Origin of the sequence: Arenibacter sp. S6351L, from assembly GCF_023016025.1 — a bacterium.
Taxonomy (GTDB): Bacteria; Bacteroidota; Bacteroidia; order Flavobacteriales; family Flavobacteriaceae; genus Arenibacter; species Arenibacter algicola_B.
In genome coordinates this window covers 1-11,806 of record NZ_JALKBB010000053.1, presented here as the reverse complement: position 1 = coordinate 11,806, position 11,806 = coordinate 1, and the positions used below count along the sequence as shown (strand labels likewise).

11 protein-coding genes and 1 pseudogene are annotated in these 11,806 nt (G+C 40.6%); 2 read left to right on the top strand and 10 right to left on the bottom strand.

Going from position 1 to position 11,806, the window contains the following annotated elements; translation table 11 throughout:
* The 3 genes and pseudogenes from MWU82_RS23470 to MWU82_RS23460 form a co-directional block, all read right to left on the bottom strand.
* A pseudogene (locus tag MWU82_RS23470) lies at window positions 1-134 on the bottom strand (IS3 family transposase); the annotation flags it as partial.
* A gap of 64 nt (window positions 135-198) precedes the next feature.
* The gene (locus tag MWU82_RS23465; RefSeq protein WP_247098150.1) at window positions 199-1,587 is read right to left on the bottom strand and encodes an NAD(P)/FAD-dependent oxidoreductase; all 1,389 of its coding nucleotides are present in this window, start codon (window positions 1,585-1,587) and stop codon (window positions 199-201) included.
* A gap of 322 nt (window positions 1,588-1,909) precedes the next feature.
* Window positions 1,910-2,458, bottom strand: coding sequence for an ATP-dependent Clp protease proteolytic subunit (locus tag MWU82_RS23460; RefSeq protein ID WP_215948682.1), 549 nt, complete (start codon window positions 2,456-2,458; stop codon window positions 1,910-1,912).
* A 276-nt stretch (window positions 2,459-2,734) separates the two neighbouring features.
* On the opposite strand from MWU82_RS23460, the gene MWU82_RS23455 reads away from it, so the two are divergent.
* Window positions 2,735-3,421, top strand: a complete 687-nt coding sequence (locus MWU82_RS23455) for a hypothetical protein (RefSeq protein ID WP_247098149.1) — start codon at window positions 2,735-2,737, stop codon at window positions 3,419-3,421.
* Window positions 3,422-3,436: 15 nt separating this feature from the next.
* On the opposite strand, the gene MWU82_RS23450 is transcribed toward MWU82_RS23455, so the two are convergent.
* From MWU82_RS23450 to MWU82_RS23440, 3 genes are all read right to left on the bottom strand, one after another.
* Entirely contained in the window at window positions 3,437-4,585 is a 1,149-nt protein-coding gene (locus MWU82_RS23450; RefSeq protein WP_247098148.1) for an MFS transporter, read from the bottom strand.
* A gap of 89 nt (window positions 4,586-4,674) precedes the next feature.
* Window positions 4,675-5,946 (bottom strand): kynureninase, encoded by a 1,272-nt coding sequence (gene kynU / locus MWU82_RS23445; RefSeq protein ID WP_215948679.1) that lies wholly within the window; start codon window positions 5,944-5,946, stop codon window positions 4,675-4,677.
* Window positions 5,947-6,012: 66 nt separating this feature from the next.
* Window positions 6,013-6,477: a GNAT family N-acetyltransferase gene (locus MWU82_RS23440; protein WP_215948678.1), complete on the bottom strand. Its 465-nt coding sequence runs from the start codon at window positions 6,475-6,477 to the stop codon at window positions 6,013-6,015.
* Between the two features lie 41 nt (window positions 6,478-6,518).
* On the opposite strand from MWU82_RS23440, the gene MWU82_RS23435 reads away from it, so the two are divergent.
* Window positions 6,519-7,160, top strand: a complete 642-nt coding sequence (locus MWU82_RS23435; RefSeq protein WP_247098147.1) for an O-methyltransferase — start codon at window positions 6,519-6,521, stop codon at window positions 7,158-7,160.
* Window positions 7,161-7,343: 183 nt separating this feature from the next.
* On the opposite strand, the gene MWU82_RS23430 is transcribed toward MWU82_RS23435, so the two are convergent.
* The 4 genes from MWU82_RS23430 to MWU82_RS23415 form a co-directional block, all read right to left on the bottom strand.
* Complete coding sequence (locus MWU82_RS23430; RefSeq protein ID WP_247098146.1) at window positions 7,344-7,898, bottom strand: phosphatase PAP2 family protein; 555 nt, start codon at window positions 7,896-7,898, stop codon at window positions 7,344-7,346.
* A 1-nt stretch (window position 7,899) separates the two neighbouring features.
* Window positions 7,900-8,181: a twin-arginine translocase TatA/TatE family subunit gene (locus tag MWU82_RS23425; RefSeq protein WP_215948675.1), complete on the bottom strand. Its 282-nt coding sequence runs from the start codon at window positions 8,179-8,181 to the stop codon at window positions 7,900-7,902.
* Between the two features lie 306 nt (window positions 8,182-8,487).
* Window positions 8,488-10,797: a M1 family metallopeptidase gene (locus MWU82_RS23420; protein WP_247098145.1), complete on the bottom strand. Its 2,310-nt coding sequence runs from the start codon at window positions 10,795-10,797 to the stop codon at window positions 8,488-8,490.
* 57 nt (window positions 10,798-10,854) lie between these two features.
* Entirely contained in the window at window positions 10,855-11,364 is a 510-nt protein-coding gene (locus MWU82_RS23415; RefSeq protein WP_247098144.1) for a DUF6702 family protein, read from the bottom strand.
* Window positions 11,365-11,806 lie beyond the last annotated feature (442 nt).

Sequence of the window (11,806 nt, the reverse complement as noted above, 5' to 3'; positions counted from 1 at the left end):
CTTGAATGCCATAAGCCTTCTGTGCCTGCTTATAGGTCATTTCGCCTTTTTCAACTTGGGAAATAACGGCCAATTTAAAACCTAGATTGTAATCGTTGTGTCCGCTTATTACCTGTAATCTTTGAATGTTTCATAAATAAGTCGATTTTGTGTCAACTTATTTTAGGACGGGACAACCAATAAAAAACAAAAGCCATCTTAAAAAGATGGCTTTTGTTTTTCCAATACTTCGTACTTTTCTTTCTCGCTCAATAGACTTAGAATCTTTTGGTCTATCTCCTCACTTTCCCAAATCTCTTCTATATTGGGAATTTGCATTATTTGCTTCATTATTTCTTCCTGTGCATCCCCATTGGCCAAAGCTTCCACATAGGGCTTATTTGAAAAGGTAACCCTCGAATAGGCTGGAACCCATTTGTCCGGATATTTTTTGGCAAAACGCTTTTCAATCTTCTTCTGCAATATAAAATTGGGGTCGGCAGTCATACTGCTCATTTCTACAAAATTCCGATAACTAAGCTCTGCTATGGCGTCGGCATTGGGCTTACGTTCTGTTTGATAGGTACTAAAAATTTGTTCCCAATCGTCTCCATATTTGGCAATAATCTTGTTAAGGGCATATATATCCTCAAAACCGGCATTCATGCCCTGCCCATAAAATGGCACAATAGCATGGGCGGAATCGCCAACCAAAGCCACTTTGTCCCAATACGTCCAAGGATAGCATTTAATCGTCACCAAAGCGCTGGTGGGGTTATTGAAAAAATCTGTGGTCAGGTCTTCAATAACCGGGGTAACATCTGGAAAATAGGTGTTAAAGAAGCGTTTGGCCTCTTCCTTGGTGTTTATCTTCTCAAAAGAAACCTCCCCTTCAAAGGGCAGGAACAGGGTACATGTAAAACTACCATCCATGTTGGGCATGGCTATAAACATGAACTTCCCTCTTGGCCAAATATGAAAAGAATGTTTGTCCAATTTATGGGTGCCATCCTCATTGGCCGGTATGGTGAGCTCTTTGTAGCCAACATCTATAAACTCCTGAAAGTAATTAAATCTACTTCTACGTTGCATTTTGTGCCTAACTCGGGAAAATGCCCCATCACAGCCAAAAACAATATCGTAAAGATATTCCTTCCACTTCCCTTTCTCCGTTGCGCCGGTATATATTTTTCCTTCGGGAAGGTTTACATCCCACACCTTTTCCTCAAAACGAAAAACGACCCCTGCCTCTTCGGCCAGATCGATCATTCTCCGATTCAATATGCCCCGAGAAATAGACCAGATGGCCTCTCCTTCCTTTCCATATTTTTGGTAATACTCTGGTTGGCCCTCAACATGAATGGCGCGTTTATCCAATGGAATGGCAATTTCCTTTACTTCATTTTCAATACCCACCTCCCTCAAAGCCGTCCAACCCCTATTGCTCATCGCTAAATTGATAGATCTTCCGGAAAACTCAACATTTCGGATATCTGGTCTCCGATCGTAAACCGTTATCTTGTGGCCTAACTTCCGAAGGTAAATTGCCAAAAGGGATCCAACCAATCCTGAACCGATAATAGCAATCTTTTTAGGAGTTTGTGTCATACTGATGTATATAGGGAAAAGTAAATGTTAAAGTAATAAATGTAATAAAATAAAGTAACTTCTATAAAAAAGGGGCAATAACATCACAAAATGCCATTAATGCCTACATATAGGCAAAGAACCGAACCTTGGATCTACAAAACATCTCTTTTTTTAAAAAAATTTCTTTCCTGAACATCCAAACACTAGGTTCCTCTCGTATATAAAACACATACCGCTTAGGCGTCCATATATAAAAAAGTCCTTCACATTAAGTTTGCGAAGGACTTTTCCTTTTCTGTATAATTCGTACTAAAATATAATTTAAACAAACTAAGAGCGGTTATTCCAATATTCCGTCTACAATTCCATAGGCAATGGACTCTTCAGCGTTCATCCAATAATCCCTGTCAAAATCCTTCATTACCTTTTCAAAATCCTGACCGCAATTCTCTGCCAATATTTTAGCACTGAGTTCACGTGTCTTAATTATCTCCTTTGCCTGAATCTCTATATTGGAAGCCTGTCCCCTGGCACCACCGCTTGGTTGATGTATCATCACTTGCGCATGTGGCTGTATAAAACGTCTACCCTTCTCCCCTACCGATAATAAAATGGACCCCATAGAGGCTGCCAAACCGGAGCAAATGGTAGATACCGGACTCTTTAACGCTTTAATGGTATCGTACATGGCAAAACCAGAAGTAACATAACCTCCAGGACTATTTATGTACAATTGAATTTCTTTGTTGTTTTGCATATCCAAATACAACAAACGATCGATTACATGCTTAGCGGTATCATCATCTACCATTCCCCATAGAAATACTTTTCTTTCGCCAAGCAATTTTTCGTCTATTGCCTCTTGTATCTTTCCTTTTTTTGAACTCATTTTTTGATTTCTTATTAAGTTTCAAAAATAATGAATTTATTGGGAATTATGGCAGCTAAATTATTTGATAGGTCTTTCAATTCAATTGGCACAAAAACAACACCCCTCATATTTCCAAATTACAATTTTAAAGCACCCAATGATCGCTAATGGGCGAACCTGTTATAATTGGTAAAACAAAACCATAAGCACCCTTATTTCAAGTTGTACCCATAATGTATTTGGGCAAGAATAAGAATTTTGCCAAAAACCTATTATCTTTGATAAAAACCAAACATGAAAAAATCAGTACTAGCCGTTTTTTGCTTCTCGCTAATCCTAACTGGTTGTAAAACGGATAAAAAAACAGAAGAAGCCGCTCCAAAAATGGAACTTTCCATTTTGGACAAGGTAGCCAATGCACATGGATTCGATCAATTCCGAAATGTAAAGGAAATTGCTTTTACATTCAATGTGGATCGTCCTGACAGCCATTCCGAGCGCAGCTGGGTGTGGAATACCATGACCAACGATATTGTATCCATCAACAAAGGAGATACCATTTCTTATAATCGTAAAACAATGGACAGTACGGCCACAAAAATAAACGGTGGATTTATTAACGACAAATATTGGTTGATGGCTCCATTTAATCTGGCTTGGGACAAAAACAATATCACCTACGACCACAAAAGTGACGTGCCTGCCCCTATCAGCAAAAACCCAATGCAAAAACTGACCATTGTTTATGGAAACGAAGGAGGCTATACTCCGGGTGATGCCTATGATTTTTATTTTGGCAACGATTATATGATAAAGGAATGGGTATTTAGAAGATCAAATCAACCAGAGCCTTCCCTAATCACCACTTGGGAAAATTATGCGGATATCAACGGCCTAAAAATTGCCGAGATGCACCAAAATGAAGACGGCAGTTTTAAGTTATATTTTACCAACATTAAAGTCACTTCAAAAACCCCATAAGATTTGGTCCGGCAATTATCTGCCCCTCCTATGCAACCCTAAAGTGGCTGCAAGCACTATAATAGTACATACCATTAGAATTACAAAGGTATACTTGAGGGAATAACTTTCAGCTACAAATCCCAGCACTACCGGACCAATTAAGAAACCGGCATAACCCGTACCGGCTATAAAGGACACCCCTTGGGAAGAATCCACACCCTTGACCGTTCCCCCTATCCTAAAGAGCTCCGGAACAATTACCGAAAAGCCAAGTCCTATAAATGCAAATCCTACAATGGCCATATAGGTATAAGTGGTAAGAACAAAGACAAAACCTACAATGGCTATAGATGCTCCCAAGGCCACTATTTTAATGGGACCTATGGCAGCACTAATACTGTCTCCCAAGAACCTTCCCAAGGTCATCATTACGGAAAATGCCAAAAAACCGGTACCTATCAATGTTTCAGGGGCCATACTTATTTCCTGCAGAAACAATCCGCTCCAATCCACAATAGCCCCTTCACCCCCCATTACTACAAAGGAAATAATTCCAAGAACCAAGAGCGGTTTAAATAATTTGAGGCTAAAAGGCTCCTTTTCAACCGGGGCCGCTACAATATGGCTATAGTGCTTATGGAATATAAAATTTACCACGAGTACCAAAATAACGGCATAGAGCATATGTAATGCCGGATTATTGATCGTAAATATCAGAAAACTGCCCAGTCCGGCAATTACCCCGCCCAAGCTAAAAAAGCCATGGGAAGCCGACATAAAATTTTGCCGGTCTTCCTTTTCAATTTCGGTAACCAAGGTATTCATGGCTATATCGGTAAATCCGTTGCCGGCCCCCAATAAAAAAAGCCCGCCCATTAAAGAATAGTAATTGGGCGCCAACAAAGGGAACAAAGCCGCTACACTACTGAAAATTATTCCGTACCAGGTAGCCTTGCCTACCCCTAATTTATCAATGATTTTGGCAGCCACGGGAAAGACGATAAACACACCCAAAGACAGGAAAAATAGCGCGATTCCCAAATCGGCCTTATTGATACCCAATTTTTCCTTGACCGAGGGGATGTAAATGGCCCAGGTACCAAACAATATATTTATACTTGCAAATACCCAGGAAGGACCAAAATATCTAGGGTTGGAAAGAATAAGACGAAGTGACTTCATAAAGGGTTCGGCAGTTATAACACATTTAGGTTTGAGGCCGGAAATTTAGCAATTAAAAAGAAAAATATCAGGGATAGTGCATGCTTAGATTAGCCCTTTGCCCGGATTCCCGACTTAAGGATTTGACCAAAGTTGTACATATCCGCAAATGAACAATAAAAAGGTGCAGGTGCCAATCGAATTACGTTGGGCTCCCGCCAATCCGTTATAACTCCATTTTCCATTAGATAGTTGAACAAATCCTTCCCCTGACCGTGCAAAAACACGGAAAGTTGACAGCCCCTGTCCTTTGGGGTAATAATTTCAAAAGATCCATCGGTCTCCTTATCTATCTCTTGGAGAATAAATTCCAAATAGGCCACAATGAGCTTTCTTTTGGAAATCAGGGTCTCCATACCCACCTCATCGAACATTTCCAAAGAGGCCAGGTAAGGAGCTAGGGACAGCACTGGAGGATTACTTACCTGCCATGCATCCGCATTTTCCATAGGTTCAAACTCTGGCTTCATTAAAAACCTGGTTTCCTTCTTTGTTCCCCACCAGCCTTCAAATCTAGGGATCTCGTTGTTATTTAGATATTTCTCATGTACAAAAATCCCGGAAGCGTTCCCAGGACCACTGTTCATATATTTATAACTGCACCAAGCGGCAAAATCCACCCCCCAATCGTGCAGATTTAGACCAACATTTCCCACTGCATGGGCCAAATCCCATCCTACGAATGCTCCTTGGGCCTTAGCCACCTTGGTTATGGCCTCCATATTAAAGACCTGACCATTGTAGTAATTAACGCCTCCAATGAGGACAAGAGCCAGTTCATCTCCCACTTCATTAATTTTATCAATAACATCCTGGGTATGCCAAAAATTTTCGCCCGTTCTTTTCTTAACTTCAACAATGGCCATTTTGGGATCAAAACCATGAAATTCAACCTGACTGTTCAACATATATTGATCTGAAGGAAATGCCTTTTCCTCACAAATAATCTTAAATCTTTTTTGGGTAGGCCTGTAAAAAGAGACCATGAGCATGTGAAGGTTAACGGTCAGGGTATTCATTACAGATACTTCCGGAGTTTTGGCACCTACCACTTTCGCCAAGGGCGCTGCCAACCTCTCATGATAATCCCACCAAGGCTTTTCGGCATGGAAATGACCTTCCACGGCCAAGTCCTTCCAATCCTTCATTATGTCGTCTACAAACTTTTGGCTGCGTTTAGGCTGTAATCCTAGGGAATTTCCGGTGAAATAAATAACATCCTTGCCCTTTACCTTGGGAAAATGGAATTCGTCACGGTATTTCCGAAGGGGATCAACCGCGTCCAATTGTTGGGCAAACACTAACGAATTTTTAAATTCCATATCCTAATTTTTATGTAAAAATACAATTTACGGCTAGAAGTGGTAATTGGTACATCTATAATTTGATCAGTCAACATGTACCCTCATTTCCAAAATATGCTTTTTAAAGCCCACTTTCTCATAGGCCCTAATGGCAGGGGCATTTTCATTGTACACCGTAAGCCTAATTTCATGGATACCCTTAGATTTTGACCAATGCACCAAAGCATCCACGATTGCCTTATTAACTCCCTTGCCACGTTGATCCCCATCGGTATACATAAAGCCAAGATAGGTGTATTTTTTATGGTCCAAATAGGGTTTTGCATCCCGTATTAATGCATAACCGGAACCTACTATCCTTGAATCCAGCTCTGCCACCATCACCTCGGCCTCATCGGACAATAGCAGTTGCCTAAGGTCATAATAACTGATCGGATCCTTATCCAAGGTTTCGTCAAAAGGTCTTTCTGCACGTATAATTTCCTGTTCAAAGGACAACAGTATTTTTAAATCGTCCAATGTGGCCGTTCTTACGGTAAATTCCTGCATGATTATTATATTTGAAGGTTTAAATATACAAAGTAAAACTCATGCATTTTTTATCTTCCATATTGGAACAATATATTGCCGACCACTCACAATCGGAACCCGAATTGCTCCAAAGGCTGACGCGGGAGACCCATTTAAAGGTAATTCAACCCAGGATGATTACCGGGCATTTTCAAGGTAGGGTATTGAGCCTTTTATCCAAGATATGCGCTCCGAAAAATATTTTGGAAATAGGTACCTACACCGGCTACTCCGCCATATGCCTTGCCGAAGGCCTGCAAAAGGAGGGTACATTGCACACTATTGATATCAATGAAGAACTCCACGCCATGCAAAGACGGTATTTTAACGAAAGTGGTTATGGGCCTCAAATTGTGCAGCATACAGGTGATGCACTGGAGATAATACCTCAGCTGGACGTAGTTTTTGATATGGTTTTTATTGATGCCGAAAAGGTAAGTTACGACCACTACTATGAGGCTGCCTTAAAAAAATGTCGTCCCGGTAGCGTAATTCTATCGGATAATGTACTGTGGTCCGGGAAGGTTATGGAACCTTTGGACCCAAAGGACAAGGCTACCAAAATTTTGATGGATTACAATAAAAAGTTGAGGGACGATCCTAGGGTAGAAACGGTATTATTGCCAATTAGGGACGGACTAACACTTAGTAGGGTGTTATGATAGTTGCCACCTCCCCCTAACCCTCCCGCTCAAAAGGCGGGACAGGCTCTCCCAAGGAGGGGGAAATAGGTTTGAAACTACAAAAAAGCAGCACAAGCAATGAGGGGGAATAATTTTTAAACCAACAAATCTTAAGGTATAACTAATAACATCCTCTCCCCTTGGGGGAGGGGTCCAAACACTTTACTTTGCCCTTCCAACCTTATTGTACAAGCGGTAGAAAAAAATCGCAAAAAGAATTCCAACCAAGGCACCTACGATCAAATCCAAAGGATAATGTACGCCAACATAAATGCGACTTAAAGCAAATAATAGGGGCCATATAAAAAAGAGCCAGCTCCATTTAAATTTATCCTTAAGAAATAGGAAGAAGACGGTGGTAATACTAAATGAACTTGAGGCATGGCCCGAAAAAAAACTATAGCCTGAGGGGCTTTTAAGTATTCGGATCAAAGTGTTGATTTCCTCTGTATTGCTTGGGCGAAGACGTGCCACCAATTCTTTGGTGATTCCTGTAAGTGCCGCTACGACGGTCAAGGTAACAAGTGTAGTACCAAGAACCCAAAACGCTTCTTTTTTAGGGTAGGACCTAAAAACAAGAACTATAAACAAAATAAATAAGGGAATCCAAGTAGAGAAATTAGTTATGGTAGACCAAAAGACATCATGGTTTTCGATGCCCAAACTGTTTAGATAAATAAAAGCATCCCGGTCCCACTGTAACAGTTGGTCCAGCATACTACTTTCTTTTGACAACGCCGGTTACCTCATCAACGTTCTTCTTCACTTTATTGATTTCGCTCTTGATGTCGTCTGCAAAGCTGGTATCTATACCCTGCTTCTCGGCACTCTTCTGAATCTCTTGCTTGATATCCTCCGTGGCATCTTTCAGTTGTCGCATGCCCTTTCCCAATCCCTTGGCTATACCAGGAATTTTGTCGGCGCCAAAAACCATTACCACGATAAACATGATAAAAAAGATTTCTCCTCCGCTAATAAATAGAATTATCGTACTTAACATAACACAAATATAATGAGAAGTTTGACAGCTGCATAAAAAATATGGTTAACTTTTTTCAGGGCACCTGAACCTTATAAAATAAAGCCAAAATTAGTTTTAAATCATTGATAACAAGCCCTATATCCGTTAATTCCGAGATAATAAGGCACTTTCTAAGGATAGGTCCGCAGAAGAATAACGCACAAAAACAAAACCCCGATACCAGTTAGGCCGTTAGGCAATCCGGTATCGGGGCTTTAATTAGATTCAAGCAACGGTATTAAATATGATGCTAATTCTATATTAGGTCTGCGATTCGCAAAAAAATTATTTCCCTTTTAAATTCTCTTTAAAAAGCTCGAAGTCGGATTTAACCTCTTTGGTTGGCCACGAATTATTGGTGGTATCTATATCCGCCGTTTCGGCTTTTGGATCCACTTCAATTCCTACCAACTCCTTGCCCGAAGCAACGACCCTTTTTACTTCCTGGTCATTTTTTCTCCATATTTCCGGCGGGTAGGTAACATTTTCCTTGGAACCATCCGCGTAGGTATACTCTACTATCAAAGGCATAGGAATACCTCCGGGCTTATTAAAAGTAACCTCGTAAAAATATTTGGGCTCCTTGATGGCATTTCTCTCGGCCACGGACATATTGTCCATCATAAACTCTTTTAAAGTTTTGGAATTTTCTGATGGCGCCTTTCCTTTTAATTTGGCGTCGGCATCTTCCGATTCTTCCTCCTCCAAATAAACCAAGGGAGGCAGATCCTCTTCCTTAATATTCCTTGCCGCCATTATTTCCCTCATTTGTTTGGAAGGCTTGTCGGAAACATAATATTTTTTCACTCCCTTTACCCCAATATCCACATAATCGGTAGTATAGAACCAACTTCTCCAATACCAATCCAAATCTACGGCCGAAGCATCTTCCATGGTCCTAAAGAAATCTTCCGGGGACGGATGTTTAAACATCCATCGTTGGGCATAGGTCTTAAAGGCATGATCGAAGAGCTCCCTTCCCATTACCGTTTCCCTAAGAATATTTAATGCGGTAGCAGGTTTTGCATAGGCATTATTGCCCAATTGATATACATTCTCCGGATTGGACATAATAGGTGCTATGGTACTTTGATCCCCGGACATATAGGGTATTATCTTGGTAGGCTCCCCCCTCCCGGATGGGTATTTGCTATTAGGCGCAATGGCCTCGGGATAGGCTACCCCAAATTCCTGCTCGGCCATATATTGCATAAAGGTATCCAGACCTTCATCCATCCAACCCCATTGACGCTCATCGGAATTAACGATCATAGGGAAAAAGTTGTGTCCCACTTCATGGATAATTACGGATATCATGCCGTATTTCACCCTATCAGAGTAGGTACCATCTTCGTTGGGCCTCCCGTAGTTCCAGCAGATCATAGGGTATTCCATTCCCTGATTCTTGGCGTGGACAGATATTGCCTTAGGGTAGGGATAATCAAAAGTATGAGCGGAATAGGAGCGCAAGGTATGGGCTACCGCTTTAGTGGAATACTCTTCCCATAACGGATTGCCTTCTTTTGGATACATGGAAATGGCCATAACATCCCTATTACCTATTTTCACTGCCTGCATATCGTAAATAAATTTACGCGAAGTAGCAAAACCAAAATCCCTTACATTTTCTGCCTTTAGCTTCCAAGTTTTCTTCTTTTCAGAAAATCCTTTTTCGGCCTCTTCGGCTTCGGCCTGACTCACAATGATAACAGGTTTGTCATAAGATTTCTTTGCCTTTTCATATCTACTTATCATTTCCTTGGAAAATACCTCCTTCATATTCTGAAGCTCTCCGGTACCATCCAAAATATGATCTGCAGGAACGGTAATATTAACCTCGTAATTCCCAAACGGAAGGGCAAATTCCCCACTGCCCCAGAACTGATGGTTCTGCCATCCTTCTATATCACTATAGACGGCCATTCTTGGAAAGAATTGAGCTATAACATAAGCTCTATTACCATCCTTTGGAAAATATTCATATCCAGAACGAGCCCTATTTACGGTATGGTCTGGAATATTGTACCACCATTTTATGGAAAAAGAAACCTGTCCCTTACTTTTTAAAACTTGGGGAAGGTCTATTCGCATCATGGTCTGGTTTATAGTGTAGGGCAAGGCTTTACCGTTGGCATCCCTAACATATTCTATATTGAATCCACCATCAAAAGGCTCCGTCATATATTTAGCAGCAAACTTGGCCACGGGCTCCGCCACTGGCACACCCTCATCATCGCGCAAGGGCGATTTGGAAGTTTTGGAACGTACGTTCTGATCCAATTGTACCCATAAAAATGTAAGGTCATCCGGTGAGTTATTGGTATAGGTTATAGTTTCGGAACCATAAATTTTGGCATTTTTATCATCAAGCTCAATATCCATCTTATAATCTGCCTGTTGCTGATAATAATCCGGTCCCGGTGCCCCTGAGGCCGACCTATAGGTGTTTGGGGTCGCAAACTCTTCATAAAGCTGCTTAAATTTATTCTGATTAATGTGTCCGGGCTCCAGTTCGGTCCTTACTTCTTCCTGGGCTACAGCAAGTGCCGCAATCAGGAACAATAGTGAAGCAAAAACATGTTTCATTCTCCTCATATTTGAATTATTTTTTTAGCGCGGGAATTTAACAATTATATGATACATTGTTATTAATTACTTTAAGTTTAACATTCCTTTATTATTCTCGCGGATAAGAACAAAGCTCTTTTTTTGGTTCCCGAGTTTAAAATGCACCACATTCTTTTGTTCCTCAAAAATATCCATCAACACCTCGTTCTGCACGCCAATGGATGTGGAAGCGCTAATATCGATTTTCGGAACTTCCAGATAACAGATCATAATATCGTTATCATATTCTTTTCCCAAAAAATTAAAGTCTACCTGCTTACCGTTGATTTCAATAATAAATTTTGTCCTCAAATATTTCTCTATATAGGTATCTGCCATGGCAGACTCCTCTTTGGTGGCCAAATTGCCCTTAACGCCATACCTCTCCTGTAACACCTTTTCAAAATCATCTATAAATACCCTGGTCGTAATCTGCAGTGCCATGTCCTTTTCAGAGTATTCAACACTGGTTACACTTATGTAAAATTTATGGGCCACCGTGAATGCCAGCAACGGCAACAACAGTATTAAAAGGGTCTTTTTTATTGATTGCATGTCTTTCTTTATCCGTCAAAAATAAGCAATGACTGTGCCATTTATGCGACTATTAATGTGAAATTTTAGATGTTGGTTTGAGATGATAGATGCTAGATGTTAGGTTCTAGACTGTAGATGCTTGACGTTAGATTCTAGATATTAGACTATAAACATTCAACTTTGAACCTGCCACTAGGCAGATAAATGGTTTTATGAAGTATTGCAAAATAAAATTATATAGAGAAGTAGACTTTTAGGGCACGAGCGTGACGCACGCGCCAGCGAGGGACACAGCAGTCACTTCGACATGAGCCTTTTTTTCAGGGCGATTGAGAAGTCGCACATAATTGGTTATAGCCACTTGTGAGACTGTTTATTTAAGTGTGTCATAATTCAAAATTTTATAAATTATGACTACAATGGAAAATTCAAAAAAGACAAAAGAAGATCTTGAGCAATT

Bases quoted from the DNA above. Each gene is read 5' to 3' on its own strand.
- MWU82_RS23465 (WP_247098150.1), bottom strand. From the start codon at position 1,587: ATGACACAAACTCCTAAAAAGATTGCTATTATCGGTTCAGGATTGGTT.
- MWU82_RS23460 (WP_215948682.1), bottom strand. From the start codon at position 2,458: ATGAGTTCAAAAAAAGGAAAGATACAAGAGGCAATAGACGAAAAATTG.
- MWU82_RS23455 (WP_247098149.1), top strand. From the start codon at position 2,735: ATGAAAAAATCAGTACTAGCCGTTTTTTGCTTCTCGCTAATCCTAACT.
- MWU82_RS23450 (WP_247098148.1), bottom strand. From the start codon at position 4,585: ATGAAGTCACTTCGTCTTATTCTTTCCAACCCTAGATATTTTGGTCCT.
- kynU (WP_215948679.1), bottom strand. From the start codon at position 5,946: ATGGAATTTAAAAATTCGTTAGTGTTTGCCCAACAATTGGACGCGGTT.
- MWU82_RS23440 (WP_215948678.1), bottom strand. From the start codon at position 6,477: ATGCAGGAATTTACCGTAAGAACGGCCACATTGGACGATTTAAAAATA.
- MWU82_RS23435 (WP_247098147.1), top strand. From the start codon at position 6,519: ATGCATTTTTTATCTTCCATATTGGAACAATATATTGCCGACCACTCA.
- MWU82_RS23430 (WP_247098146.1), bottom strand. From the start codon at position 7,898: ATGCTGGACCAACTGTTACAGTGGGACCGGGATGCTTTTATTTATCTA.
- MWU82_RS23425 (WP_215948675.1), bottom strand. From the start codon at position 8,181: ATGTTAAGTACGATAATTCTATTTATTAGCGGAGGAGAAATCTTTTTT.
- MWU82_RS23420 (WP_247098145.1), bottom strand. From the start codon at position 10,797: ATGAGGAGAATGAAACATGTTTTTGCTTCACTATTGTTCCTGATTGCG.
- MWU82_RS23415 (WP_247098144.1), bottom strand. From the start codon at position 11,364: ATGCAATCAATAAAAAAGACCCTTTTAATACTGTTGTTGCCGTTGCTG.